Source organism: Metabacillus crassostreae (genome assembly GCF_016908395.1).
In the GTDB taxonomy this organism is placed as follows: Bacteria; Bacillota; Bacilli; order Bacillales; family Bacillaceae; genus Metabacillus; species Metabacillus crassostreae.
The window spans coordinates 1,164,965-1,191,314 of record NZ_JAFBDU010000001.1; the positions used below are offsets into that span (position 1 = coordinate 1,164,965).

28 protein-coding genes and 1 pseudogene are annotated in these 26,350 nt (G+C 33.3%); all 29 read right to left on the minus strand.

The window, feature by feature from the left end:
* Complete coding sequence (gene flhF / locus JOC75_RS06145; protein WP_204953168.1) at positions 1 to 1,146, minus strand: flagellar biosynthesis GTPase FlhF; 1,146 nt, start codon at positions 1,144 to 1,146, stop codon at positions 1 to 3.
* Positions 1,143 to 3,179 (minus strand): flagellar biosynthesis protein FlhA, encoded by a 2,037-nt coding sequence (flhA, locus tag JOC75_RS06150; RefSeq protein ID WP_204953169.1) that lies wholly within the window; start codon positions 3,177 to 3,179, stop codon positions 1,143 to 1,145. Before flhA ends, flhF begins: the two co-directional genes overlap by 4 nt.
* A gap of 113 nt (positions 3,180 to 3,292) precedes the next feature.
* The gene (gene flhB / locus JOC75_RS06155) at positions 3,293 to 4,372 is read right to left on the minus strand and encodes a flagellar biosynthesis protein FlhB (protein ID WP_204953170.1); all 1,080 of its coding nucleotides are present in this window, start codon (positions 4,370 to 4,372) and stop codon (positions 3,293 to 3,295) included.
* Positions 4,373 to 4,375: 3 nt separating this feature from the next.
* Positions 4,376 to 5,152 (minus strand): flagellar biosynthetic protein FliR, encoded by a 777-nt coding sequence (fliR, locus tag JOC75_RS06160; protein WP_204953171.1) that lies wholly within the window; start codon positions 5,150 to 5,152, stop codon positions 4,376 to 4,378.
* Positions 5,153 to 5,154: 2 nt separating this feature from the next.
* Positions 5,155 to 5,424 (minus strand): flagellar biosynthesis protein FliQ, encoded by a 270-nt coding sequence (fliQ, locus tag JOC75_RS06165; RefSeq protein ID WP_146946691.1) that lies wholly within the window; start codon positions 5,422 to 5,424, stop codon positions 5,155 to 5,157.
* Positions 5,425 to 5,439: 15 nt separating this feature from the next.
* Complete coding sequence (gene fliP / locus JOC75_RS06170; protein WP_146946692.1) at positions 5,440 to 6,105, minus strand: flagellar type III secretion system pore protein FliP; 666 nt, start codon at positions 6,103 to 6,105, stop codon at positions 5,440 to 5,442.
* Positions 6,098 to 6,793 carry a flagellar biosynthetic protein FliO gene (locus JOC75_RS06175; RefSeq protein WP_204953172.1) on the minus strand — a complete coding sequence of 232 codons (696 nt, stop codon included), beginning with the start codon at positions 6,791 to 6,793 and terminating at the stop codon, positions 6,098 to 6,100. Before JOC75_RS06175 ends, fliP begins: the two co-directional genes overlap by 8 nt.
* 13 nt (positions 6,794 to 6,806) lie before the next feature.
* Complete coding sequence (locus tag JOC75_RS06180; RefSeq protein ID WP_204953173.1) at positions 6,807 to 7,169, minus strand: response regulator; 363 nt, start codon at positions 7,167 to 7,169, stop codon at positions 6,807 to 6,809.
* A 27-nt stretch (positions 7,170 to 7,196) separates the two neighbouring features.
* The gene (gene fliY, locus JOC75_RS06185; protein WP_204953174.1) at positions 7,197 to 8,429 is read right to left on the minus strand and encodes a flagellar motor switch phosphatase FliY; all 1,233 of its coding nucleotides are present in this window, start codon (positions 8,427 to 8,429) and stop codon (positions 7,197 to 7,199) included.
* Positions 8,419 to 9,417 carry a flagellar motor switch protein FliM gene (fliM, locus tag JOC75_RS06190; protein ID WP_204953175.1) on the minus strand — a complete coding sequence of 333 codons (999 nt, stop codon included), beginning with the start codon at positions 9,415 to 9,417 and terminating at the stop codon, positions 8,419 to 8,421. Before fliM ends, fliY begins: the two co-directional genes overlap by 11 nt.
* Positions 9,418 to 9,448: 31 nt before the next feature.
* On the minus strand, positions 9,449 to 9,877 hold the full coding sequence (fliL, locus tag JOC75_RS06195; RefSeq protein WP_204953176.1) for a flagellar basal body-associated protein FliL: 429 nt from the start codon (positions 9,875 to 9,877) through the stop codon (positions 9,449 to 9,451).
* On the minus strand, positions 9,870 to 10,091 hold the full coding sequence (locus tag JOC75_RS06200) for a flagellar FlbD family protein (RefSeq protein ID WP_204953177.1): 222 nt from the start codon (positions 10,089 to 10,091) through the stop codon (positions 9,870 to 9,872). Before JOC75_RS06200 ends, fliL begins: the two co-directional genes overlap by 8 nt.
* A gap of 56 nt (positions 10,092 to 10,147) precedes the next feature.
* Positions 10,148 to 11,683, minus strand: coding sequence for a flagellar hook-basal body complex protein (locus tag JOC75_RS06205; RefSeq protein ID WP_204953178.1), 1,536 nt, complete (start codon positions 11,681 to 11,683; stop codon positions 10,148 to 10,150).
* A 114-nt stretch (positions 11,684 to 11,797) separates the two neighbouring features.
* A complete protein-coding gene (flgD, locus tag JOC75_RS06210; protein ID WP_204953179.1) occupies positions 11,798 to 12,226 on the minus strand; it encodes a flagellar hook assembly protein FlgD in 429 nt (142 codons plus the stop codon).
* A gap of 11 nt (positions 12,227 to 12,237) precedes the next feature.
* The gene (locus tag JOC75_RS06215) at positions 12,238 to 13,617 is read right to left on the minus strand and encodes a flagellar hook-length control protein FliK (RefSeq protein WP_204953180.1); all 1,380 of its coding nucleotides are present in this window, start codon (positions 13,615 to 13,617) and stop codon (positions 12,238 to 12,240) included.
* 15 nt (positions 13,618 to 13,632) lie between these two features.
* Entirely contained in the window at positions 13,633 to 14,232 is a 600-nt protein-coding gene (locus JOC75_RS06220) for a MotE family protein (protein ID WP_204953181.1), read from the minus strand.
* Between the two features lie 12 nt (positions 14,233 to 14,244).
* Positions 14,245 to 14,688, minus strand: a complete 444-nt coding sequence (gene fliJ, locus JOC75_RS06225; RefSeq protein ID WP_204953182.1) for a flagellar export protein FliJ — start codon at positions 14,686 to 14,688, stop codon at positions 14,245 to 14,247.
* On the minus strand, positions 14,688 to 15,998 hold the full coding sequence (fliI, locus tag JOC75_RS06230) for a flagellar protein export ATPase FliI (RefSeq protein WP_204953529.1): 1,311 nt from the start codon (positions 15,996 to 15,998) through the stop codon (positions 14,688 to 14,690). The genes fliJ and fliI overlap by 1 nt, the downstream gene beginning before the upstream one ends.
* A 9-nt stretch (positions 15,999 to 16,007) precedes the next feature.
* Positions 16,008 to 16,775, minus strand: coding sequence for a flagellar assembly protein FliH (fliH, locus tag JOC75_RS06235; RefSeq protein ID WP_204953183.1), 768 nt, complete (start codon positions 16,773 to 16,775; stop codon positions 16,008 to 16,010).
* Complete coding sequence (gene fliG / locus JOC75_RS06240) at positions 16,768 to 17,784, minus strand: flagellar motor switch protein FliG (protein ID WP_146946707.1); 1,017 nt, start codon at positions 17,782 to 17,784, stop codon at positions 16,768 to 16,770. The genes fliH and fliG overlap by 8 nt, the downstream gene beginning before the upstream one ends.
* 12 nt (positions 17,785 to 17,796) lie before the next feature.
* Entirely contained in the window at positions 17,797 to 19,398 is a 1,602-nt protein-coding gene (fliF, locus tag JOC75_RS06245) for a flagellar basal-body MS-ring/collar protein FliF (protein WP_204953184.1), read from the minus strand.
* A gap of 62 nt (positions 19,399 to 19,460) precedes the next feature.
* Positions 19,461 to 19,787: a flagellar hook-basal body complex protein FliE gene (fliE, locus tag JOC75_RS06250; RefSeq protein WP_204953185.1), complete on the minus strand. Its 327-nt coding sequence runs from the start codon at positions 19,785 to 19,787 to the stop codon at positions 19,461 to 19,463.
* A gap of 9 nt (positions 19,788 to 19,796) precedes the next feature.
* A complete protein-coding gene (gene flgC / locus JOC75_RS06255) occupies positions 19,797 to 20,246 on the minus strand; it encodes a flagellar basal body rod protein FlgC (protein ID WP_204953186.1) in 450 nt (149 codons plus the stop codon).
* A 2-nt stretch (positions 20,247 to 20,248) separates the two neighbouring features.
* Entirely contained in the window at positions 20,249 to 20,638 is a 390-nt protein-coding gene (gene flgB / locus JOC75_RS06260; RefSeq protein ID WP_204953187.1) for a flagellar basal body rod protein FlgB, read from the minus strand.
* Positions 20,639 to 21,183: 545 nt separating this feature from the next.
* Positions 21,184 to 21,963 (minus strand): GTP-sensing pleiotropic transcriptional regulator CodY, encoded by a 780-nt coding sequence (codY, locus tag JOC75_RS06265; protein ID WP_146946712.1) that lies wholly within the window; start codon positions 21,961 to 21,963, stop codon positions 21,184 to 21,186.
* Positions 21,964 to 21,993: 30 nt separating this feature from the next.
* Positions 21,994 to 23,400 (minus strand): HslU--HslV peptidase ATPase subunit, encoded by a 1,407-nt coding sequence (gene hslU, locus JOC75_RS06270; protein ID WP_204953188.1) that lies wholly within the window; start codon positions 23,398 to 23,400, stop codon positions 21,994 to 21,996.
* A 17-nt stretch (positions 23,401 to 23,417) separates the two neighbouring features.
* Positions 23,418 to 23,960: an ATP-dependent protease subunit HslV gene (hslV, locus tag JOC75_RS06275; protein ID WP_146946714.1), complete on the minus strand. Its 543-nt coding sequence runs from the start codon at positions 23,958 to 23,960 to the stop codon at positions 23,418 to 23,420.
* A gap of 24 nt (positions 23,961 to 23,984) precedes the next feature.
* A pseudogene (gene xerC / locus JOC75_RS24190) lies at positions 23,985 to 24,894 on the minus strand (tyrosine recombinase XerC).
* A gap of 62 nt (positions 24,895 to 24,956) precedes the next feature.
* Positions 24,957 to 26,267, minus strand: coding sequence for an FADH(2)-oxidizing methylenetetrahydrofolate--tRNA-(uracil(54)-C(5))-methyltransferase TrmFO (gene trmFO, locus JOC75_RS06290; protein WP_204953190.1), 1,311 nt, complete (start codon positions 26,265 to 26,267; stop codon positions 24,957 to 24,959).
* Positions 26,268 to 26,350 lie beyond the last annotated feature (83 nt).

Genomic DNA, 26,350 nt, shown 5'->3' on the forward strand with positions numbered 1-26,350 from the left:
TTACCTCAATATTTGATTAACTATTTTTTCTCTAGTTGCCATTTCAATATCATCTGGAACATTTTGACCATGTGTTGTATATGCTATTCCTTTTTTCGTTTTCAGCATCACATCAAACAAAGTACCCCTTGTAGAGGTTTCATCCATTTTTGTAAAGATGAGTTTATTAATAGGAATAACTGAAAATTGTTTATACACAGCAAGCATATCGGTTGCTTTCGCGGTAGCTGCTAAAACAAGAAAAGTTTCCATTTCATCAGTAAAATCTATTAGCTTCCGAAGGTCATTAACATACTGCGAGTCAAGAAAATTCCTACCTGCTGTATCAATAAAAACATAATCATACATAGCAAACTTCTTTTGTGCAGCTTTAAAATCGTCAATACTATAACAAACCTCTAATGGTACATTAAGAATTTTTGCATATGTTTTTAACTGATCTATAGCAGCAATTCTATATGTGTCAGTCGTGATAAACGCTACCTTTTTTTGCTTCTGTATCACACATTCAGCTGCTAATTTAGCCAACGTTGTAGTCTTACCGACTCCTGTTGGACCTATCACATTTATATATTTTTTCTTATATGATACTCCACCAAAGTCTATATCTTTTAAAAGCTCGATAAATAACTCATTTTCTTTAAGCTTTAGTTTCTCTTTAGTAACTTGTCCATTTTGTTTATACCAATATTCTAATAGCTCCGACATAATCTGTCCTCGAATATCTGGATTAACATCTCTGATTACAAGTTTATTTAACATATCCTGAAGTAGCTCTGGATAATATTCATTCTTTTCATTTGAAGAGATTGATTTAATCATCTTTTTCATTTCGATTATTTCATTTAAAAGTGAATTATTTTCAGTAACATTTGAGTCTGTTTGTTCATTTATTTTCTCTTGTTTTGTTGTTTCTGTAAGCTTCGATTTAACTTTTTGAGAATTTTGTGTATCCTCGTTCATTTTTCGAGGTATATCAGGATCCATCGCAGCAATTACTTCAATCTTTTTCTTAGCAAAAAGTCCTAAAAATCCACCTGTATAAATCATTTTTGAATTTAGAATCACGGCGTCATTACCCATCTCAGACCTAATTTTTTTCATAGCCTCTTGCATAGATGGAGCAATATATTTTTTTACCTTCATTCGACATTTACCACCCCAATGCTCTGTACTTCAACATTTGCTTCTAACTCATTATAAGATAAAACCGGAACTTGCGGAAAATAGCGATCTGTTAATTGTCTTACATACATACGAACAGCAGGAGAACACAACAAAATTGGTGTTTGCTGTTGTAATGCAAGCATTTCAACCTCTTTTGCTACAGATTCGATGATTTGTTGAGAAACATCTGGACTTAATGATAAGTAATTACCATGTTCAGTCTGTTGTACACCCTCAGCAATTAGTTTTTCTACTCTCCCAGATAGTGTGACTACTTTTAAAATTTGATCTTGATCAACATATTGAGTTGTGATCTGTTTAGCTAGAGCTTGTCTAACATATTCTGCTAACAGCTCTGTATCAGAGGACATCTTCCCATAGTCTGCTAATGTTTCAAAAATAATCGGTAAATTTCTAATCGAAACCTTTTCTCGTAGTAATTTTGCGAGCACTTTTTGAATATCACCTATATTAAGTGGTGATGGTGTTACTTCTTCTACAAGAATTGGATATGACTCTTTTAAATGATCAATTAATTGTTTTGTTTCTTGTCTACCTAACAATTCATGTGCATGCTGTTTAATCACTTCCGTAATATGAGTAGACACAACAGACGGTGGATCTACTACTGTGTATCCGTACATTTCGGCAGTGTCCTTCATTTCCTCATTAATCCACTTAGCAGGTAATCCAAAAGAAGGCTCTATCGTATCAATTCCTTCAATTGAATCCTCCTCTATTCCTGGAGCCATTGCTAAATAATGATCTAATAAAATCTCACCCTTAGCTAATTCATTACCTTTAATTTTTAAACGATATTCATTAGGTTGTAACTGAATGTTATCTCTTATCCGTACAACAGGGATAACAATACCAAATTCAATTGCTAATTGTCTTCTTATCATAACAACACGATCAAGAAGGTCTCCCCCTTGATTTGTATCAGCTAATGGAATTAACCCATAACCAAATTCAAATTCAATCGGATCTATATTCAATAGATTAACAACACTTTCAGGACTTTTCATCTCATCCATTTCTGTTTCCTGCTCTAATACTTCTTCATCAGGTATTTGTTCTTTTTTAGACTTTGTAATCATATATCCGCCAATACCTAATAGCGCAGCGATTGGAAGTGTTAAAAGAACACCGATTGGAGTAAATATTCCTAATAAGAAAATTGTCCCAGCAGCAACATAAAGCATTTTAGGATAAGCAAATAATTGTGATGTAATATCTGATCCTAAGTTACCCTCTGATGCTGCTCTAGTTACAACGATACCAGTTGCGGTAGATATTAATAATGCAGGAATTTGACTTACAATACCATCTCCGACTGTAAGCATCGTAAAATGTGCTGCAGCTTCTCCTATTGGCATTCCTAATTGCATCATACCGATAATAACACCAAATAGCATGTTAATTAGGACAATGATAATACCAGCTATTGCATCACCTTTAACGAATTTACTAGCACCATCCATCGCCCCATAAAAATCTGCTTCATTTGATATTTTATCTCGACGTTCACGTGCTTGCTGCTCTGAAATCATCCCAGCATTAAGATCGGCATCAATACTCATCTGTTTACCTGGCATAGCATCAAGTGTAAAACGTGCTGCAACCTCAGAAACACGCTCAGATCCTTTTGTGATAACGACAAATTGAATAACGATTAAGATGACAAAGACAACAAAACCTACTAAAACATTACCACCTGTTACAAATGTTCCAAACGTTTCAATAACCTTACCTGCATCTCCCTCAGCTAAAATAGCACGAGTAGTTGATACATTTAAACCTAGTCTAAATAACGTTAGCAATAAGATTAACGAAGGAAAGATTGAAAATTGCAACGGCTCATTCATATTCATTGACGTAAGAATAACTAATAAGGCAAGAGAAATATTAATTATAATTAAGAAGCTTAATAACCAACCTGGAAATGGAATAATAAGCATCGCTACGATTAAAATAACACTTAGTAATACCGATAAATCTCTTGCAGACATGTTTATTCTCTCCTTAAAACCAATCATTCTTTCTATATTAACGATAGGGGAATCTATTTTTGATTATACGTTGACTTTCTTTTTAACAGATTGATTTGCAATATCATAGAAGTTTAAACAGACTTTGCTTGATAAACATAGGCAATAATTTCAGCAATAGCTTGGAAAAACTCTTCAGGTACTGCATGTCCAATTTCTACTTGATCATATAGTGCCCTTGCAAGTGGTCTATTTTCTACCATCATTACATCATTTGTCTTTGCGATTTCTTTTATTTTTTGAGCAACTAGATCGACACCCATTGCAACAACAAATGGTGCATCCATTTTTGAATCATCATATTTTAAAGCAATTGCATAGTGAGTTGGGTTTGTGATAACAACATCAGCAGTTGGAACATCCTGCATCATTCTTCTCATCGCCATTTCACGCTGTCTTTGCTTAATTTTCGATTTGATTAGTGGGTCACCTTCAGATTTTTTATACTCATCTTTAATGTCCTGTTTAGACATTCTCAAATTCTTTTCATGATCATATCTTTGGTATAAATAATCTAGTAATGATAGAAGTAATAAAGCTCCTGAGGCAAATAACCCCATCTTAACTGTAAGTTGTGCAATATAAACGAAAGATTGCTGAACTGTAATATGAGATAACATCAAAATTTTGTCCAGGTCTAACCAAAGAACCGCAAAAGTAACAAAACCTACAAATGAAATTTTGAGTAAGGATTTTAATAATTCTACAATAGCCCTAACCGAATATATTCTTTTAAATCCTTGTATCGGATCAAGCTTATTTAGTTTCATTTGTACAGCCTCTGTAGAAAAAAGAAAACCGATTTGCAAATAATTACTCAACACACCAGCCACTAAAGCAACTCCCATAACTGGAGCTAATATAATTGCAGATTGATATGACATTGTAAGAAAAAAATCATGAACATTTTGATCTGTTAAATTTAAAAGTAAAAAATCTTGAAACGTACCTCTCATCATATTTAAAATACGATCTCTCATAAAAGCGCCAATGAATATGAACGATAAAAAAATTGTTAATAACGATATTGCTGTATTTACATCAGCACTCTTAGCAACTTGCCCTTTTTTTCTAGCATCCTGCTTTTTTTTAGGAGTAGCTTGTTCAGTTTTCTCACCAGCGAAAAATTGTAAATCTAATGATAATAACTTCATACACTAACTACCTCCTAACAATTGCATTAATCCACGCATTGTATAAGCCATTGTTTCAAATAGTTTTTCCATCAATAAAAACAACGAGCCCATAACTAAAATCAACATAATAAAGCTGACACCTATTTTTAATGGCAATCCAACAACAAATATGTTTAATTGTGGTACAGTTCTAGCAACGACACCTAAAGCAATATCTACTAAAAAAAGTGAACCTACAACAGGAATTGACATTTGAAAAGCTATTATAAACATTGAATTAAATGATTGGATAATAAATTCAACGATGTTTTCTTGACCAAAAGGAAGAACTAGCTGATCAATCGGAACAAATTGATAGCTGTAAAAAACTCCATCTAACAAAAGGTAGTGTGCATTAGTACTTAACATTAATAAAAATGCAAAAGTGTATAGGAATTGTCCTACAAGTGGACTTTGACCTCCTGTTTGAGGATCGATAACATTGGCTATTGCAAACCCCATTTGAAAATCAATGAAGCTACCAGCTATTTGAATAGCCGCTAAAATAAAGTAGGCAGAAAAACCAATTAATAATCCAAAGATTGCTTCTTTAATAAGCAACATAATAAATGTACTATCTAATTCAATAATTGGAGGCTCCAGAGAAAAAAACATAATCCATGACAACATAAATGCAAAGCCAATCTTATGAATATTAGGGATATTACGATATGAAAACAATGGTAAAGTTACAAAAAATGCAGACACTCGCATAAATACTAATAAAAATGCTGGATAGTTATCTAATACAGTTATCATCTCTACCCAATAAACCTATTTAAATTTCCAAAGATATCTTGTGCATAGGACACAAGTGTTGTTAGCATCCATGGACCAAAAAAGATTAATCCTAGTAAGACAGCGACAATTTTCGGAATAAATGCAAGTGTTTGTTCCTGTATTTGAGTAGTAGCCTGAAAAATACTAACAGCAAGACCGATAATTAAGGCTAATAATAATAGAGGCCCACAAATAATTAATGTCGTATATACAGCCTTTTCTGCCAGAGAAATGACAAATTCTGAACTCATTTATTATCACCCGTTCTAAAAACTTTGTAACAACGATTTAATGATTAAATACCATCCATCTACTAATACAAATAAAAGAATTTTAAAAGGTAATGAAATCATAACTGGAGGTAGCATCATCATCCCCATGGACATTAAAACACTAGCAACAACCATATCAATAACTAAAAAAGGAATAAATATCATAAATCCAATTTGAAAGGCTGTTTTAATTTCACTAATAGCAAATGCTGGAACAAGTGCAGTAAGTGGAATATCTTCTACTGTTGCTGGTTTTTCAATCCCCGCATAATTAAGAAATAATGCTAGATCTTTCTGTCTAGTATGCTTACTCATAAATTCTTTAAATGGAATTGCTGCACGTTCATAGGCTTCTTCTAAACCAATTTCTTCATTAAAAAGCGGTGTTAATGCTTGTTCGTTTACTTCTGAAAATGTTGGAGCCATAATGAAAAAGGTTAAAAACAAAGCAATACCAATTAAGATTTGATTTGGTGGCATTTGTTGTGTAGCTAAAGAGGTACGAACAAACGAAAGAACAATAATAATTCTCGTAAAGCACGTCATTAGTATTAAAATACTTGGGGCAATTGATAGTACTGTTAATAATAATAGTAACTTTACAGACGTACTGACATTTTCCGCATCACTATTATTAAAAAACTCCATAAACTCATTCATGCTTGCCTAATCCCTTTCTTTTAACATCCTCAAGCTGTTTCGCTCTTTCTTCCTTTAACTTTTTCAATTGTTCGTTAAATTGTAATGAAAATGTTTGACTAGATTTTTGTTCAGGTTGATTTTTTTTATGAGTAGAAATAATTGTTGTAACTTTATTAATAATATCCTTAGGTTCGATCATTTGATCTTGCTTTCGTTCAAACTCTTCAATCAAATCTCGGCTTTCTTCATCATCATCTATTTCTTTTAATAATGTAATGGACTCACCTACACCAACAACCAAAATTCGCTTTCCTACTTTGATCATTTGGATAGATTTACTTTGACCAATACTTGTGCCACCCATATTAACAATGCCTTGACCTTGGTAAGAAAGCCTATTTCTTTTCGTAACAAATTTCAGTAAAAAATAAATTAACGCAAGAACAAAGGCTAAAGCACCAAACATTTTAATAAAATCAAATGCAGACACAGATATATCACTAGCTTCAACTTCAGAAACATCTTCTACTTCTTCATTATTATCTACAGTACTATTTTCATTGTTATTTTCAGTTGTATCTTGGTTTTTTATATTATCAAAAACACTTTCATCTAATGATTCCTCCGCAAATACTAAAGTTGTAGTTTGCGGAGAAACAATGAAAAGAGTTAATAAAAACAATATGAGGTAAGTTTTATGAAGCAATTTCACTCCACCTTTAGCTTAATGTTTTTCCAATAGCCTCTAAAACACGATCTGCTTGGAATGGTTTTACAATAAAATCTTTAGCACCAGCTTGAATTGCATCAATAACCATTGATTGTTGTCCCATTGCAGAACACATAATAACCTTTGCACTACCATTAATTTGTTTAATTTCTTTTAATGCTTGAATTCCATCCATCTCAGGCATTGTAATATCCATTGTTACTAGATCCGGCTGATGCTCTTTGTATTTTTCAACAGCTTGTGCTCCATCTGCAGCTTCAGCTACTACTTCATAACCATTTTTCGTTAAAATATCTTTAATCATCATTCTCATAAATGCTGCATCGTCAACGATCATAATTCTGTGTGCCATAATATTCCCACTCCTAATAATAATTATTTATCTAAGTTTATTTAACCGCTCTGATTGACTTGCTATATCTGTAACACGAACCCCAAAGTTTTCATCAATAACAACAACTTCGCCTTTAGCAACTATCTTGTTATTAACTAAAATATCTACAGGTTCTCCTGCTAGTTTATCTAATTCAATGATAGATCCAGAAGATAATTCTAAAATTTCTTTTACTGATCGTTTAGTTCTTCCTAATTCAACAGTCACCTTTAATGGAATGTCTAGTAACATATCAAGGTTTTGTATTTCCTGCTGCTGATATTGTATAGGCTCAAATGAAGCAAATTCAGCAGGCTTTACATTAACTGTTGGTTGCTCTCTTTGTGCATATTGCTGTGGAGCTGTATACATAGGCTGACTAGGCTGTCCCATATGCTGTGGTTGATGCATATGTTGTTGATCATATTGATGTTGCTGTTGTTGCGGAATTTGCTGCTGACTGTAAGCTGCCTGTGGAGATGTTGATTCTTCAACAACTTCTTTAACAGCTTCTATCGTTGCTGCTTCTTGCTTAGGATTAATTAATTGATCAATTAAATCTTTTGCAAAATATAAAGGTAATAATTGCATGATATTTGAATCAATTAATGTTCCTATTTTAAGTCTGAAAGAAACTTGGATCATCAAATCTGAATCAGGTATTTCAGCATTATCTGTTACATTTGCTTCAAGTAACTCAACTCTAGGTGGAGATATATCTACCTTTTTATTAAAAATAGTAGACATAGACGTCGCAGCAGATCCCATCATTTGATTCATTGCTTCTTGAACTGCGCTAACCTGAATTTCACCTAGCATTTCATCAGGATTTGTTCCATCACCACCGATCATCAGATCTGCAATGATTGCCGCATCACTTTGCTTAATAACTAAGAGATTACTTCCTGAAAAACCTTCAGTATAATTCACCTCAATCGCAACATATGGATGCTCAAATTGCTTTCCTAGTTTGCTTTTGCGAACAACGGATACACTTGGAGTCGTAATTTCAACCTTCTGCTGTAGTAATGTTGAAAGAGCTGTTGCTGAACTTCCAAAAGAGATGTTACCTATCTCTCCAATAGCATCCTCTTCCATTGCATCAAAATAATCTTCTGTTTTAAGTTGATCATTTTCACTACTATTCTCACTTGCATCAGCAGGGCTGTCATTATCATCGCTTGATCCTTTTAATAGAGCATCAATTTCATCCTGTGATAACATTCCATCACTCACCATCTTCGTCACCTCTCGATAAGTGGTCAATAATTTGAACCGCTATTTTTTTGTTTAATTTCCCTGGTTGTCCAGTAAACTTTGGCTTATCACCAATATTAACTACTAATGGTTGGTCGATGGTGCTGTCTAATTGGATAACATCTCCTATTTGCAACTGAAGAAAATCTTGAATTGACAAATCAGAAGAGCCAAGTTGAGCAGATATCAAAAGATCTGCCAAATGAATTTGCTTTTTAAGAGCTTCAATTTCATTTGGTTTTGGTTCTTTTCTATCAGATTGCATCCAGTAATGACCAGATAATTTTGGTATGATAGGTTCAAGAACAACATGCGGAATACACAAATTAATCATTCCACTAGTTTCGCCTACCTGAATATTAAGTGATATAACAACGACCGTTTCATTTGGTGAAACCATTTGTAGAAACTGTGGGTTAACTTCAAACTCCGACATCATCGGTTCAATTTCAATTAACGAATCCCATGCTTCTGCATAATTTTCTAAAGCTTTTTCAAAAATATTAGAGATAATCTTTGTTTCAATTTCAGTTAAATTCTCAATTTTATTAACACTAGAACCTAATCCACCCATAACCCGATCCATCATTGCGTATGCTATATTAGGGTTTACTTCCATAAGAACTCGTCCTTCTAAAGGTTGAACCTCAAACACATTAAGAACGGTCATTTTAGGAATTGAACGTATAAACTCCTCATAGGGCAATTGATCAACTGAACCGACAGCTATTTGAATATAAGTTCTCAGTTGTGCAGAAAAATGTGTAGTTAATAATCTTGCAAAATTATCATGAATTCTTGTCAAACTTCTAATTTGATCTTTTGAGAACCTTAAAGCTCTTTTAAAGTCATAAACTTTTACCTTTTTACTTGTTTCTTCTTTTTTCAGTTCGTCTGCATCCATCTCACCAGTGGAAATAGCAGACAGCAAGGCATCAATTTCACTTTGTGATAAGATATCACCCGCCAAAGATTTCACCTCCTATTATAATTGTCATATTCTATTGAAGGATATAGGAAGTGGTATAAACCTTATTGACCTTGCCTTCTTGCATTAATTCATTTATTTTTTGTTTAATTAATTCTTTAAACTTGTCCATGCCTTCTTTTCCTTCTAACTGTTCAGTTGTCATGTTGCCCAATTCAGAAATTATGATATCACGAACTTGAAACTCACGTTGCGTTAATTCTTCCATAGCTTTTTTTGAATCTGTTTCAATTTTAAATGATAAACGTACTATATTACCACTGGATAAATTTGTAGTGATCTCTGGAATGTCTACAGAAGCTTCAACAACTTCCTTTGCTGACGGCTGTTTGTGCTCATCTTCATCTCCTAAAAATTTCATAACAACAACTAGTGCTGTTACCCCAATAAGTGTAATAGATACGATAATGACAAGCATAATACTTAAAAGCTTCTTATTCATCGTCCAATACCTCCGAGTCGTTCCTTAGCGACAAAACGTTAATCTTATGATAAAATTTAACAATTTTTTTACATACCTCTTGTTCAGATTCTTTTACAACATACTTATGATTATTTGATAAAGTGATTGTTGTATCAGGAAATGACTCAATAACTTCTATAAATAAAGCATTTAAGGAAAATGACTTGCCGTTTAATCTAGTTAATTGGATCATAGATTTTTAAGGGCTGACTTAGGTTATAGTAAGTCGGTCAGCCCCATCCCCCTTTATTAACGTTTTAAGCCCATAAGCTCTTGTAGAATCTCATCTGAGGTAGTGATTATTTTCGTATTAGATTGGAACCCACGTTGAGCTACAATCATTTCTGTGAACTCTTCAGACAAATCTACGTTTGACATTTCCAGTGCACCAGCAACAATAGATGCTGCTCCATCAGTGCCTGGTGCAAATAATTCATTTAAGGTTATACCATTTCCATTTTTATCAACAGTACCTGAGTTAGCTGATTCTCTGAATAAGTTTCCTCCTACTTTTTCTAAACCACCTGCATTTGCAAAATTTGCAAGTCTTATTTGACCAGCTACATTTAATTGACCACTGTTATTAACAAATGTAACTGTACCATCAGGTCCGATTGAAAAGCTCTTTGCATTTAATGGGATTTGAATAAGTCCCGCTTCCCCACTTAAGCTATCTGACCATTTTGGTAAAAGTAAATTTTCAGCAGCGTTTTCGAGTGTTACAACAGATTGGGCTACTTGATCTAAATCAACTTTGAAATTTGTTACTTTATCAATTAAAGATTTTATCGAATCTACATCGTTATTAGGTACTACCGCACCACTTGCAGTCGGATTTAGTGTAGCAGGATAGTCTGTCCCTGAAGTAAGCTTAGAAACAATTGTACTAATCGGGCTAACAATTTCGCTTACAGGAGCACCATTAAAAGTTGTAATACTATCATTTAATTCCTTAACTGCTTCTCCGTCAGCATTCGTGTCATTAAATTGCTTCACTATATCATTAAAACCATTTCCACCAGCATAACTATTAACTCCTGGATCAGAAACATAATCATTAAAATCATTATAGGCAGATTGTAATGCTCCATAAGCAGCTGATGCAGTTGCTGCTGTTCCTGTGGATACTGCATCATTATATTCAGTATATGCAGTCAAAAGTGTGTTGGTTTTATTCTCAAGCACTTTAACAGCATCAAGGGTATTCTTATATGACCCCTGGAATATATTTATCGCAGCTAATGCAGCATTTGCTTTATTGATTTCTGGATTAGTAGGAAGAGATTTTTCACCTGTTTCACCAACTAAATACATTCCCTCTGCAGTAACTAAGTAACCTCGATCATCTAAATATAAATTTCCAGCTCTTGTATAACTAATGTCCATAGCTCGATCTATCGCTCCAGTAATCACATTGCTGCCCATTTGATTACCACGATCAACCCCAACACGAGCTAAATCAGAAATAGTTGCAACTGGGAAAAACCCATCTCCAGCAAGTGCTAAATCAAGTGTTCTAGCTGTTGTTTGTGTGGCACCTGTAGTATGAATAACATCAATAGAAGAGCTTTGCGAACCTAATCCAATTTGTTGAGCGTTTGTTCCACCACGATTTTGATTTGCTGCACCTGCTCCTGAAATTTGTTGGCTGATTAAATCTTTAAATGTCGTACGTGACTTCTTAAAACCATAAGTATTTACATTTGCAATGTTGTTACCAATAACATCTAATTTCATTTGAAAATTTTTCATACCACTTATACCAGAATACATGGACCGTAACATAGTTTTTCTCTCCCTTTTGAAAAATAGAAATGAATTGTACTACCCATTACTATTTTTATTAATTAAGTATGAAATAAGTTTTGTTAACCTGACAATTCTTAGAACAATATCTATTTATGCTTGACTAATCTTTTTAATTAGGTCACTCGATACTTCAGTGCCATCATTGAGCTCAACTAATATATTATTTTCAGTTTGTTTAATCGATTTTACAATTCCGACTCCCACACCATTATCTGCAGTTTCACTTTTATATTCGATTTCTTTGCCGATTAGTTCTGAATACTTGAGAAAGTCAGCTGGACCACTTTGTGAATTAACAAATTTACTTAATAGAGAGCTCATATTTGTCATCTGCTCCAGAGACGAAAAGCTAGCCATTTGAGAAATGAACTCTTTGTCTTCCATTGGATTTAATGGATCCTGATTTTGCAGCTGTGTCATTAATATTTTTAAAAACTCATCTTTCCCTAAATTTGAGCCTGTATTTCTAACTGATACGTTCTTTGAAAGCAAAAGGTTTGTATCTATTGTCGTACTCATATAGCTACCTCCTACACCATAATATTTAAAGCATCAAGAAGAGTTTCTTTAAAATTACCTTCACGATCTTCTTCATCTGAATAAACTTGATCTTGTTGATCATCTTCTTTATTCTCTTTATTCTCTTTATTCTCTTTATATTGTTTAAAGAGTTGAGACTTATCCTCTGTATATACGTCAAAACGATCAATCTCAATATTTATATTTGGTAATGATTGTTTTAATTGTGAACTACTAAACTCCAGTAACTCTTTAGCAGACTGACTATTAGCAATTATTTGAGCTGTCATTGTACCGTTATGTTTTACTAACTTTATAGTAATCGATCCTAAGTGTTCAGGTGTTAGCTTCACAATCATTCTTCCAGACCCATTATTAAGTTGAGATAATCTACTTTCTTTCAATATTTCTAACAGTTTATTAGTGAATTCAGACTTGGCTGAGTTTACTTCACCCTCAGAATTTATTTGTTGATATTTTGGAGATAATGACTCTAAATTAAGAGAAATTGTCTGGTCCAATAATTTACTAGACCCTTTATTATCAATGATTTGTTTCTGAGATAATAGTTGGTTATTTGGTAGAGTGTCCTCCATTTTATGTTCATTCATCAATAATTTATCTAATAAATGCTGTATTTTATTCTTATCTTCAGATAACAATATCTTTTCTAAATTTTTAGTAGAATTTTCTTTAGGAAGAAACTCTTCAACAATAGTTTTCATAGAATTTTTTAGAGATTTATCAGGCATATCCGATAATAAACTATGATAATATCTTGTCTCTTCTTTAAGATGCTTATTACCTAAGATAAATTGTAACTGTCCTTCTAACAAAGCCTTATCATCAACATTCATAGCATTTAATGAATTCATTAAATCCTTCGTATTATTGTTAGGAGGAGAATTATAACTAGAAAACTCACTTTCCAGTAATTGATTTAATTTTGAGAGGATGCCTTTTTTTATAGGTGAGTCTATTTCAGTAAAATTATTCATTTTACTAACAATCAGGAGCAAATTTACACCTAAAGGTATATCAAGATTTTCATTACTAAGCTCATTAAATGCTATGTCTGAGTTTAGTACTTCTTTCAATTTTGATAATAAATCCAAAATAAATTCATCTTGATTTTCTTCAGATATATTATTTGAATCTACCAATCTTAAATTGGAATCTTGTAGAAATTCATTCACCTCATCTAATATATCTGAAAGATTAGGTAAATCAGGATCTTTTTGTTCAACACTCATTTTTCTATTGCTTGAATTAGCACTTGAATCAATTGAAGATAAGATATTTTTGAATTTATTTTCACTTGTGTTCGTATTAACTTTTTCTTTAACTTGAGGAGTAACATTTTTCGTTTCAAAAAATAGAGAAATATTCATAACAATACCCCCTTTCTACTGTGCACTTGTTGCTAAAAGATTCGTAAACTTCACAGCATCTTCAACAGTCATCTTTGTCAATATATCAGCAACTTGCTTATCATCTAATGAAGTTAGAATAAGCATTGCATCATCCTGAGATAGATTAGGAATAATCTCAGCTGCTTTTTTACTTGTCATATTATCGTATAACTTTCCAATATCTTTTGCTTTAGTTTCAGATTCTGAGGTAATATTTATTTCTTCTAACTGTTTTTCTAAAGAACTAATATCTTGATTAAGTTTTTGGATTTCTTTTTCTTTTAAAGTTACATCCTTCTCCAAGGCACTAATCATTGTTGTTTGTTCTTCAATTGTTTGATTTAATTTCTCATTTTCTTCTTCCTCTAAAGATGTTTGCTTTGAGGTGTCTGAGGTTTCTGCTTGTTCTTCTTTAAATAAATTTTCAATAACAGGTACTTTTTGTAACACAGTTTTTGATTTACCTATAACATCAAAGCCTGCAACAGATAAAATGACAACTACTAAAGTAATCGTGAAGAGAATAGGAATCAAAATAACAAAGAAAAACCACTGGATTTTCCCATAATCCTGTTTATCATTTTCATTTTTCATTTTTCATATCACCTAATTTCCACGATACATATATGACTGAATCGAAAGATCATCCATATGCTTGTTCTCTATATATTTCAAGTCAACTAAATAATCTTCTTGTTGTTTTTGTTTTAATTTCTCATATTTTTTTACTTCGATATTTTTTTGCATCAATTTAACCTGTTGTTCGTTCATTCTGTTTCTAGTTAAAGAAACTAATTTTTGGTAATGTGCAATAGTTTTTTCTATATTCGTTACGAATTGTTGGTAATGTCGGATTTCATGAACAGATATTCCTTTATGAAGTCCTGATAAGGTATTCTCTTCTAAAATTTCTTTTTGTTTCAGAGATTCATATAATTTGTGTGCCATATTTTCAAAATCGTTAACAGATTGGTTGTATTCCGCTAATGATTTCTCTTTTTCATTTTCTTTTATATCCATTACTTTTTGAAATCGAAATTGAAAAGTCATTAAAACTCACCTTTTTCCATAAACTCTATAAGAGAATAGATGCTTTGATCGATTGTTACCTTATCTTCAACACTTTGTTTTAAATATGAGATAATTTTTGGATAATATCTTATCGCTTCATCAATTTCTTTTGATGAACCTCGTTTATATGCCCCAATATTAATTAAATCTTCTGAGTTTAAATAGGTTGAAAGAAGATCTCGTAATTTTGTTGCAGATGCTTTATGACTGTCATCAACAATTTGATTCATAACCCTGCTAATACTTTTTAATACATTAATTGCAGGAAATTGTCCCTTATTTGCTAATTGACGATCTAAAACAATATGACCGTCTAAAATCCCTCTAACGGTGTCTGAAATTGGTTCATTTAAATCATCACCATCAACTAGAACTGTATAAAATGCAGTAATTGTTCCTTTTTCATTTGTGCCAGTCCGTTCAAGTAACTTCGGTAATATTGCAAAAACCGATGGTGTATACCCCTTTGTAGTAGGTGGTTCTCCTACAGCTAAGCCAATTTCACGTTGAGCCATCGCAACTCGAGTAACAGAATCCATCATAAACATGACATTTAACCCTTTATCGCGAAAATATTCGGCCACAGCTGTTGCTGTATAAGCAGCCTTGATCCTCATTAATGCAGGTTGATCTGAAGTAGCTACAATGACAATTGACCGCTTGAGCCCTTCAGGTCCCAAATCGCGTTCAATAAACTCTCTAACCTCTCGACCACGCTCTCCTACTAGTGCGATCACATTTAAATCAGCATTTGTATTACGAGCAATCATTCCCATTAAAGTACTTTTACCAACACCACTTCCTGCAAAAATACCAACACGTTGGCCCTTTCCTACAGTTAGTAGGCTATCAATAACCCTTACTCCTACTTCAATCTTTTCATCAATAGGAGGGCGCTTCATTGGATTTGGTGGAGATTGGTCAGTTGGTACACTTGTTAATCCTGTTGGTAAACTAGATTCATTTAATGGCTGACCAAATGCATTTATTACGTGACCTATCAAGCTTGTACCTACTTTTATCTTAAGAGGCTCATTTGTTGCCTCTACAATACTTCCAGGAGAAATATTTGTTACTTCCAAATAAGGCATTAATAAAACATTTTCATCCTTAAAGCCAACAACTTCAGCTGGGATTTTAGTTTTTTGATTAGAGCCTGTGTAAATATAGCATAAATCTCCAATTGAGCTCTCGGGTCCTCTTGATTCAATCATTAACCCAACAACCCTCTTCACTTTACCAAATCGTTTATAGGAATCTATTGTGTCAATTACTGTCATAAGATCCATTGCTCTCAATTAGTGCTCACCTCTGTTTAAAAATTCTGTTAGCTGTTGTTTTAATTGCTCTAATTGAGTATCAATACTTAAATCAATTCGTCCATAAGCAGATTCTATAAAACAATCATTCTCATTTAATTCTGCATTTGCATAAACATTTATGTCTGTGCTATTTGTCACAAGTGATTGTAGTTCATTTTTTTGCCCTAAAACAAATTCATAAAAAACAGGATGAACGTGTATTTTAATATTTTCGTAATCCTTCACTTCTAGAAGTGCCTTTTTAACGATAGGTAAAAAGCTTTCAGGTGTATTATCTAAAGTTGAATTCAAGATATTCTCAGCTACTTTAATAGCTAGATTCAGTATCTCGTTTTCTGCCATCTGAATTTTTTCATCGTAATTTAATTTAGCCATATCAACAATTTTTTGAGATTCAGTAATAATTGACTCGTATTGCCTTAAAGATTCCTGTCTACCAAGCTCTATACCTTCAGCGTATCCTTCTTGTCTAGCCATCTCAAATACTTGTTCACGTTCTTCATCCCATAACGTCTTCTCATGAGTAAGCTGTTCCATTATTCTAGTTTTTTCTTCAATCGCTTCTTGAACAAGTCGTTCAGCTTCATCATTTGCTTTTTGAATAATTAACGACGATTGAAGAGTGATTTCCGGATCTTGGACCTCTTTATATTTGTCACTTAGTATGTCTTGTAAGGTTTGAACTGATATTTGTCTTCCATCTTGATTATTTCTGGTAAAATGTGACTTAATAAGCCTAGACAATAATATCATCTCCTCCACCACGGGCAATGACTATTTCACCTGCTTCTTCAAGTCGTCTAATCACTCCAACAATTCTTGATTGAGCCTCTTCTACATCTCGGAGTCTTACAGGGCCCATATATTCCATTTCCTCTTTGAATGTGTCTACCATTCGTTTAGACATATTCTTGAATACAACATCACGTACTTCTTCGCTAGCAACTTTAAGAGATAGCATTAAATCGTCGTTTTCTACATCTCTTATGACACGCTGAATAGCACGGTTATCAAGAGTAACAATATCTTCAAATACAAACATTCGCTTTTTAATCTCTTCTGCAAGCATTGGATCTTGGATTTCTAATGAATCAAGTATCGTTCTCTCTGTAGTTCTATCTACACCATTTAACACTTCAACAACTGCTTCAATACCACCAGTTTGTGTGTAATCCTGAGTCACAGTTGAAGATAATTTTCTTTCTAGTATTTGTTCTACTTCATTGATAATTTCTGGTGCAGTTCGATCCATAACAGCAATCCTTCTAGCAACATCAGCTTGCAATTCTTGTGGAAGTTCAGATAAAATCTGTCCAGATTGTGCTGGCTCTAAATAAGACAAAATGAGTGAAATTGTTTGTGGATGCTCATTTTGGATAAAATTCAATATTTGGGACGGATCAGCTTTTCTAGCAAAATCGAAAGGCCTTACCTGTAATGATGATGTTAAACGGTGAATAATACTTGATGCTTTTTCTTCACCTAACGCTTTTTCTAGCACCTGCTTAGCGTATGAAATACCACCCTGAGAAATAAAATCTTGAGCCATTGCAATATCGTGAAATTCTTCAATTATCTCTTCTTTTTTATTAGCTTCAACTTTTCGAACTCCTGATATTTCTAAAGTTAGTTTTTCAATTTCTTCTTCTGATAAATGTTTATAAACTGACGCTGACACTTCAGGACCTAAAGAGATTAAGAGAATGGCAGCTTTTTGTTTACCATTTAACGTGTTATTTTCTTTCCTAGCCAATATCTTAACCCCCTAATCCTCTGAAATCCATGTACGAAGAAGTTTGGCGAAATCTTCCGGTTTTTCTTTTGCCATTTTCTCTAGTTGCTTCTTACGAACAGTTCCTTCAGTTTCAACTTCATTATTTATATCCTGTACATTAATTGGATCTTGTATTTCAAATTCTTCATCTTCAAATTCTTCTTTTTCTTGTTTCTTCTTTCTAACCAGTAAAATTATTAGAATAACAATTGCCAATAATAGTACTCCAGCAACGATCCAAATCCACATTGGGATTGCTTGCTCAGCTTGTGCTTCAGCAAATTGTTGCTTACCATCAAACGCTTGAACAGATACTACAACCTTATTTGCAATTTCTTCATCTGTTAATGGTTCTTCATTGGCTTCCTTATTTATAGATGTTCGTATAACTGTAGAGAGAATTTGTTGAATATCTTCTTCTCTTTCAGGAGTGAAAGATAATGGATCATCCGGATCTGGTGGTTCAACCATTACTTGTATCCCTAAATCACGAACTTTGTATGGACTTTCAACTATTTGTTTATTAATCCGGTTTACTTCATTATTAATTCTTTCCTCAATTCGTTCGTAATCACCATCACCAGTACCCTCTGCTGCTCCTTCGTAACCTGGGATATCCTCAGCACCAGCACCGTTTACACCACCAGCAGCTGCAGCACCGTTACCTGTATAAGCTTCTGTTATTCTTTCAACACTAACAGCAATACCTTCATCATTTCCTTCAACAACTGGAGAAACTAGGTTTTCTTCTCTCGTTTCTTGGGTAAAGTCTATATCAGTAGTTACTGCTACAACAACTTTATCCTGACCCATCATTGTACCTAAAAGCTTTTGAACATTTCGTTGTATATCCTGTTCAATTTGCGATTTAATTTCTTGTTGTGAAGCATAATTTGCACCTTGAGATGAATTTGTTCCATTATTTAGGTCATAATAATTAAAGTTTTGGTCCATTATGACGATATTATCTGTAGTAAGATTTGGTACACTTTTAGAAACTAAATGAAATAATGCATTTACATTTTCTTGATCTAACTGAGAACCAGGTTTTAAGTTAAGAACAACTGATGCTGATGAGCCTTCAACTTGATCGCCTACGAAAACTGATTCAGTTGGAAGGTTGATCATTACACTTGCATCATTTACTCCCTCAATACCCTTCATTAAGTTTGCTAGCTCAGTTTGTGTGGCTTTTAGTTTAATAACATCAAACTCTTTATCTGTCATTCCAAAACCAGTGTCTTGTCCAAAAAAGGAATAATCAATAACTCCAGAGTTTGGAACTCCTTCTGCAGCAAGTTCAACCATTAATGAATCAACTAATTCTTTTGGAACCAAGATTGATGAACCATTATTTATAATTTCTGATTTAACTCCTTTAGCATCTAACGTTTCTTTTATCTGCCCTGTCTCTGCTGGTGAGAGATTTGAGTATAGAGGGACCAAATTAGGCTTAGAGATAAAATAAGTTAGCGAACCAGCTATAACAAAAAACAAAATTGTACTAACTATTGCTAGTGTTTTTTGTCCTTTGGTTCTGCCTTGCCAAATAGTTAATAGTTTATTTTTAGTGTTCGTTAGTTTCTCGTTCATTCCATAAAATCCCCCGGTTACGATGACATGCGTTTTTTCTTACTTATAACATCAACTAGTAATTAAACTTGCATTCTCATCATCTCTTGATAGGCTTCTATTACTTTATTCCGTACTTCAACAGCCATTGTTAATGCAACACTTGATTTTTGAGCAGAAATCATCACATCATGTAATTCAACATTTTGACCACTAGCAAGGGCATTCGTCATTTTGTCTGAATTAGTTTGTGCTTGATTAACTTGATTTATTGACTCTTTCAAAAAATCTCCAAAGCTTACATTGTTTGTAGCAGTATTTTTATCTAATCCGATTGCTGGTTTTTGTTGTAGTTGTGTTTGTTGTAATTGTTGTGTTGCAATTTGAAATGGACTAACGCGATTTATCATTCATCTCACCTATTTCCCGATTTCTAAAGCTTTCATTAACATTCCCTTTGTTGCGTTCATCGTAGTTACATTTGCTTCATATGAACGTGTACTACTTATTAAATCAACCATTTCTTTTAATGGATCAACATTTGGCATTGCAACATATCCTTCATCATTCGCATCTGGATGCTCTGGATCATAGATAAGTTCAAATGGTGTATCATCTTCTACTATTTCAGTAACTTTTACACCATCTGTTTTAGCTGAAGATCCCATTGCTTTATTCAAAAAAGATGAAAAATTAGTACCATTGGGCTGAGTAACAACCATTTTTCTTCGATATGGTTGCCATTCACCATCAATAAATTCCCCTCTAGTTGTATCCATATTAGCCATATTTGAAGAAATAACATCCATTCTAACTCTCTGTGCTGTTAATGCAGAACCAGATGTATTAATCGCATGAAAAATTGACATAATTACCTTCCACCTTTAATTACTGTTTTTAACGAATTATATTTACTACTTAAACGATCAATCAACGCATTATATTGAATCTGGTTTTTTGCCATTGCAGTCATTTCTTGATCAATATCAACATTATTTCCATTGTGTTGATAGTTGGTGTTATTTTTCGTTACAATTTGATGAGCTCTAGAAGCAGAACCAAAGTCTATGTGTTTTTCATTTGTTTTAATTGCATTAAACTTACTCATCTCATTTGACAGAGCTTTATTAAAACGTACATCTTGGGCTTTATAATTTGGTGTATCTATATTGGCAATATTATTTGATATTACTTTCTGTTTTGCAGTCGAATATGATATTGCATTTTCTAAGTTTGTAATTGTGCCTGAAATAAGTTTCATAGTGTCCCCTCACAAAATAATAAATACGATCGTATCGTATAGTGTCGAAATCTGTTACTTGATATTTCAATTGTATGAAATAATAGTCTTAAAGTCTATCAAGACTTTGTAAAAAAAAGTCGGATTTTCTATATATTTTACATTAAGGACTATTGGACTATGCGCATTGTTAACTGAATTTTAATGTTAAAGTAGCATATTACAAAGGTTTAACAGATATTGAGGGGTGTTATTTCTTCTTGTACAAACGTAACACATTTTTCGACAAATCCCTACATATAATTTTTTTCCAATTTTAATAACAGATGCAGGATTTATTAATCAGATTAGTGTAAATAAGTAAGAATTACACAATTGTTTCATTACTATTATTAACAATCCAAAGACCTAGGAAAAACTTACCTCACCTCTTCACTCTCTATGAGTTAATAAATAACCTTTGATGAAAATTCAAATGTTGAGGCACCAATTAAACTAAAAACTTAAGGTTTCGTTATAAAACAGAAAAAAGCACCTCTATTTTAAAAATAGAAGTGCTTTTTTTATTAATTTGCTTTCATTTTTTCTAATTCTAAAAGAAACTTATCATTTAAAACTTTAATATATGTCCCCTTCATTCCTAAAGAGCGGGACTCAATAACTCCTGCACTTTCAAGCTTTCTTAGTGCATTTACAATAACTGAACGTGTAATTCCAACTCTGTCTGCAATTTTACTTGCTACTAACAAGCCTTCATTACCATTTAACTCTTCAAATATATGCTCAATCGCTTCGAGTTCACTATATGATAGAGAGCTTATCGCCATTTGAACAACAGCTTTACTTCGAGCTTCTTCCTCAATTTCTTCTGCTTTTTCTCGTAGAATTTCCATTCCAACTACAGTTGCTCCATATTCAGCTAAAATTAAATCTTCGTCTTCAAATTGTTCTTGGACTCTTGCTAAGATCAACGTACCTAGACGTTCACCGCCTCCAATAATAGGAACAATAGTAGTCAAACCATTTTTGAACAATTCACGATTTTCAATCGGAAATGCCGTATATTCACTGTAAACATCAATATTTGATGAAGTTTCAGTTATATTAAATAGATTATTCGTATATCCTTCTGGAAATTGACGATCCTCTAACATTTTTTTCATTCTTTCATTTTCAATTAACTGATTTACTGCAAAACCTAAAAGCTTTCCTCTTCTGCTTACAACGAATATATTCGCTAAGATCACTTCACTTAATGTTTCGGACATCTCCTTGAAGTTCACTGGTTTTCCTGCTGCTTTTTGAAGCATTGCGTTAATTTTACGCGTTTTTTGTAATAGAGCCATAATTGGTTCCTCCTGTAACATATTAAGTTGTTATAATATGAATTGACTTAAGTCTTTATTTTTAGATATTTTTCCTAATTTCTCTTCAACATATTGCGGAGTAATGACAATCTTTTCTAAATTTATGTCTGGAGCTTCAAAAGAGAGATCCTCTAACAAGCGTTCAAGTATTGTATGTAATCTTCTCGCTCCAATATTGTCAGTATCTTGATTTACTTCAAATGCTACTTCTGCTAATCTACGTATAGCATCGTCAGAAAATTCTAATTGTATACCTTCTGTTTCGATTAATGCCTGATATTGTTTTAACAATGCATTATCTGGTTCAACTAATATTTTAACAAAATCATCTATGCTTAATTTAGTTAATTCTACACGTATTGGGAATCTTCCTTGTAGCTCTGGAATTAAATCAGAAGGCTTGGCAATATGAAAAGCTCCTGCTGCAATGAACAATACATGATCTGTTTTTACTGATCCATATTTTGTGACCACTGTTGATCCTTCTACAATCGGAAGAATATCTCGTTGCACACCTTCTCTTGAAACATCTGCAGAAGCTCCACCTTTTGATTTCCCGGCAATTTTATCGATTTCATCAATGAAGATAATTCCTGACTGCTCTGCTCTAATAATAGCATCTTGAGTTACTTCATCCATGTCAATTAATTTACTAGCTTCTTCATTTATTAAAGCTTTTCTAGCTTCGCTTACTGTTAGCTTTCTTTTCTTCCTTTTTTTAGGCATGAAACTACCTAACGCATCTTGCATATTCATTCCCATTTGCTCCATCCCAGAGCCTTGAAGCATGTCAAACATTGATGCTTGTTGTTCATCTACCTCTATTGTTACATATTGATCTTCCAATTCACCTAATGCTAATTGATGTGCAATACGACGACGTTTTTCTTGGATACTACTTTCTTCAGCAGTAGTCTCATCCTGTTCTTGACCTTGATTAGCACCAGCTCCTCCAAATAACATCTCTAAAGGATTTTTAGCTGTACTTTGCTTTTTCTTCCCAGGAACAAGAATATCAACAAGTCTTTTATTAGCATTTTCTTCTGCAAGTCCTTTTACATCTGCAATCTTTTCTTCCTTTACAAGGCGAACCGAAGTTTCTACTAAGTCTCTAACCATTGACTCAACATCTCTACCAACATAACCAACTTCAGTAAACTTTGTCGCTTCTATTTTAATAAAAGGAGCACCAGATAGTTTAGCAATTCTTCTCGCTATTTCCGTTTTCCCAACACCCGTAGGTCCAATCATAAGAATATTTTTAGGAACAACTTCATCCCTAAGCTTATCACTTAGAAGACTTCTTCTATAACGGTTTCTAAGTGCTACCGCAACCGCTTTCTTAGCATCCTTTTGTCCTACGATATATTGATCAAGTCTTTCAACAATTTGTTTTGGTGTTAGCTCTTTATTCAATCTATATGCCTCCCTTTTTAAAGTTCTTCGACAATAATATTTAGATTGGTGTATACACAAATTTCACCAGCTATTGTTAATGCATTTTGTGCAATATCTTTCGCAGATAAACTTTCACCTGAGAAGCGCTTTAATGCACGTCCCGCAGACAAAGCATAATTACCACCAGAACCAATTGCTAATATTCCATCATCAGGCTCAATAACCTCACCAGTTCCTGAAACTAGCAATAAATGTTCATCATTCATGACAATTAACATTGCTTCTAATCGCCTTAGAACTTTATCACTTCGCCATTCTTTTGCTAGTTCAACAGCAGCTCTTTGTAAGTTACCATTGTATTCTTCAAGTCTATTTTCAAATAACTCAAATAATGTGAACGCATCTGCTACAGATCCTGCAAAACCCGCAATAACTTTACCATTAAAAAGCTTTCTTACTTTTTTTGCAGTATGTTTCATAACCACTGCGTTACCGAAAGTGACCTGGCCATCTCCTGCCATTGCAGCCTTACCATTATGTTGAATAGCAAATATGGTTGTCGCATGAAATTGGTTCATATATTTACCTCCTTGTACTCTCTATTAAGCTCTTGGGTGGTGGGACATATAGATTCTTTTTAAATGAGCTTTGGTCACATGAGTATACACTTGTGTTGATGACAAATGTGTATGACCTAACAATTCCTGAACACTCCTCATATCTGCACCTTCATTTAGAAGATGTGTTGCAAAACTATGTCTTAACATATGGGGGTGAATATGAAGTGTCGATGAAGCTTTTTTAATTAATTCACTTAAGATATGTCTTACTCCACGATCAGTTAATCGAGTACCACGGTGATTAACAAATAAATAAGTATGTTGATCTGAAGTATTTAATTGACTGGTTAGAGTATTTCTTGCTTCTTTAATATATTGCTCAAGAGCATCTAATGCATAGCTTCCAAAGGGAATATATCTTTGTTTTCCACCTTTCCCATTAACAAGAACTGTTCCGATGTGAAAATCAAGATCTGTAAGTTTAATATTACAGCACTCACTAACACGCATTCCAGTTCCATATAAAATCTCAATCAACGCCTGATTTCTTTGCCCTAAAGGAGTTTCACAATCTGAGACCAAGAACAGTTTTTCAATTTCTTTTTCATAAAGAAATTTAGGTATTTTTTTGCTCTGTTTTTGGTAATGACACTAATGAAAATGGATTTTCATCAAGCATTTCTTCTCTTACCAAAAACTTAAAAAAGCTTCTTAATGCAGATACTTTTCTTGAAATTGTTTTCCTAGAATACTTTCTTTTATGTAACTCCGTCAAATATAAACGTGTATCATTATATGTAATTTCTTCTAGATGTTCGAGTGCTTGCTCTTCCATAAAGGAAGAAAAATTCTCTATTTCAGTGACATAATTCACAACTGTATATTGTGAATAACTTTTCTCAATTTGTAAATATTCAACGAACAAATTTAACAAAACCTTAACATTATTCATCAAAACACCTCACAAGGGCTACTAAATGTTATCACAACTTTAGTAGCCCTTGCAAATAGTTTCTATAAATTTTTCGAAATGTTTTGAATTGTTTCTATTGCTCGATTAGCATGCATTTCATTTCTATCTTTTTTACTTTTTATTCTTGTCGGCAACTCGGCAAAAATGCCGAAATTCGCATTCATTGGCTGAAAATTATCAGGATTTGTCGTTGTAATATATTTAGCCATACTTCCAATAGCAGTTTCATGTGGAAACTCTACTAATTCTTTACCTAAGACAAGGTTAGCAGCATTTATCCCTGCAACTAAACCTGAAGCAGCGGATTCTACATAACCCTCTACTCCCGTCATCTGTCCAGCAAAAAATAGATCTTCGCGATCTTTATATTGATAAGTTGCCTTTAAAAGTCTTGGTGAATTTATAAATGTATTACGGTGCATAACACCATATCTTACTACCTCCGCATTTTCCAATCCAGGAATGAGTGAAAGTACTTCTTTTTGAGGTCCCCATTTTAAGTGAGTTTGAAAACCTACTATATTATATAACGTTCCTGCTGCATCGTCTTGACGAAGTTGAACAACTGCATAAGGTCTTTTCCCTGTTTTAGGGTCCTCTAAACCAACTGGTTTAAGGGGACCAAACAACATCGTTTTTCTTCCTCTTTTAGCCATTACTTCAAGAGGCATGCAGCCTTCAAAAAATATTTCTTTTTCGAACTCTTTTAGTGGTACTGTCTCAGCGGAAATTAATGCTTCATAAAAACGATCAAATTCTTCTTCAGTCATTGGACAATTTAAGTAAGCTGCTTCACCTTTATCATAACGTGACTTTAAATAAACTTTATCCATATCAATGCTATCTTTTTCTATTATTGGTGCAGCTGCATCATAGAAATAAAGATACTCTTCACCAGTTAACGTTTTTAATTGATCTGATAGATTTTTTGAAGTGAGCGGACCTGTTGCAATTATTGTGGGTCCACTAGGAATCTCTCCCATCTCTTCATTAAATACAGTAACGTTTGGATGCTCTTTAACAAGCTGAGTAACTCTCCCAGCAAATTCATGACGATCTACCGCTAATGCTCCCCCTGCAGGTACAGCACATTCATCAGCAGCTTTTATTATAACAGAGTCAAGTACTCTCATTTCTTCTTTTAGGACACCTACTGCGTTTGTTAGCGTATTTGCTCGTAAAGAATTACTACAAACTAATTCAGCAAATTTATCTGTGTGATGTGCAGGTGTCTGTACAACAGGTCTCATTTCATATAAATGAACCTTAATACCTCTTTTAGCCAACTGCCATGCTGCCTCACTACCTGCTAAGCCTGCACCAATTACATTTACAAAAGCCTCTTGATTCATGTTGATAATTCCTCCAATATCATTTTAACTATGTACTATTAATTATGTTTGTTCAACAATGTCATGTTTGGAATAATACAAAG

Excerpts from the sequence above, each read along its gene's own strand:
- trmFO (WP_204953190.1), bottom strand. The coding sequence starts at position 26,267 with ATGAATCAAGAGGCTTTTGTAAATGTAATTGGTGCAGGCTTAGCAGGT.
- JOC75_RS06215 (WP_204953180.1), bottom strand. The coding sequence starts at position 13,617 with ATGAATATTTCTCTATTTTTTGAAACGAAAAATGTTACTCCTCAAGTT.
- fliE (WP_204953185.1), bottom strand. The coding sequence starts at position 19,787 with ATGATAAATCGCGTTAGTCCATTTCAAATTGCAACACAACAATTACAA.
- hslV (WP_146946714.1), bottom strand. The coding sequence starts at position 23,960 with ATGAACCAATTTCATGCGACAACCATATTTGCTATTCAACATAATGGT.
- fliI (WP_204953529.1), bottom strand. The coding sequence starts at position 15,998 with ATGGATCTTATGACAGTAATTGACACAATAGATTCCTATAAACGATTT.
- fliY (WP_204953174.1), bottom strand. The coding sequence starts at position 8,429 with ATGGTGAGTGATGGAATGTTATCACAGGATGAAATTGATGCTCTATTA.
- fliP (WP_146946692.1), bottom strand. The coding sequence starts at position 6,105 with ATGAATGAGTTTATGGAGTTTTTTAATAATAGTGATGCGGAAAATGTC.
- fliQ (WP_146946691.1), bottom strand. The coding sequence starts at position 5,424 with ATGAGTTCAGAATTTGTCATTTCTCTGGCAGAAAAGGCTGTATATACG.
- flgB (WP_204953187.1), bottom strand. The coding sequence starts at position 20,638 with ATGAAACTTATTTCAGGCACAATTACAAACTTAGAAAATGCAATATCA.
- JOC75_RS06180 (WP_204953173.1), bottom strand. The coding sequence starts at position 7,169 with ATGGCACACAGAATTATGATCGTTGACGATGCAGCATTTATGAGAATG.
- codY (WP_146946712.1), bottom strand. The coding sequence starts at position 21,963 with ATGGCTCTATTACAAAAAACGCGTAAAATTAACGCAATGCTTCAAAAA.
- fliR (WP_204953171.1), bottom strand. The coding sequence starts at position 5,152 with ATGATAACTGTATTAGATAACTATCCAGCATTTTTATTAGTATTTATG.
- flhF (WP_204953168.1), bottom strand. The coding sequence starts at position 1,146 with ATGAAGGTAAAAAAATATATTGCTCCATCTATGCAAGAGGCTATGAAA.
- flhA (WP_204953169.1), bottom strand. The coding sequence starts at position 3,179 with ATGTCTGCAAGAGATTTATCGGTATTACTAAGTGTTATTTTAATCGTA.
- flgD (WP_204953179.1), bottom strand. The coding sequence starts at position 12,226 with ATGAGTACGACAATAGATACAAACCTTTTGCTTTCAAAGAACGTATCA.
- fliL (WP_204953176.1), bottom strand. The coding sequence starts at position 9,877 with ATGAATAAGAAGCTTTTAAGTATTATGCTTGTCATTATCGTATCTATT.
- flhB (WP_204953170.1), bottom strand. The coding sequence starts at position 4,372 with ATGAAGTTATTATCATTAGATTTACAATTTTTCGCTGGTGAGAAAACT.
- flgC (WP_204953186.1), bottom strand. The coding sequence starts at position 20,246 with ATGTCAATTTTTCATGCGATTAATACATCTGGTTCTGCATTAACAGCA.
- fliJ (WP_204953182.1), bottom strand. The coding sequence starts at position 14,688 with ATGACTTTTCAATTTCGATTTCAAAAAGTAATGGATATAAAAGAAAAT.
- fliF (WP_204953184.1), bottom strand. The coding sequence starts at position 19,398 with ATGAACGAGAAACTAACGAACACTAAAAATAAACTATTAACTATTTGG.
- JOC75_RS06220 (WP_204953181.1), bottom strand. The coding sequence starts at position 14,232 with ATGAAAAATGAAAATGATAAACAGGATTATGGGAAAATCCAGTGGTTT.
- JOC75_RS06205 (WP_204953178.1), bottom strand. The coding sequence starts at position 11,683 with ATGTTACGGTCCATGTATTCTGGTATAAGTGGTATGAAAAATTTTCAA.
- JOC75_RS06200 (WP_204953177.1), bottom strand. The coding sequence starts at position 10,091 with ATGATCCAATTAACTAGATTAAACGGCAAGTCATTTTCCTTAAATGCT.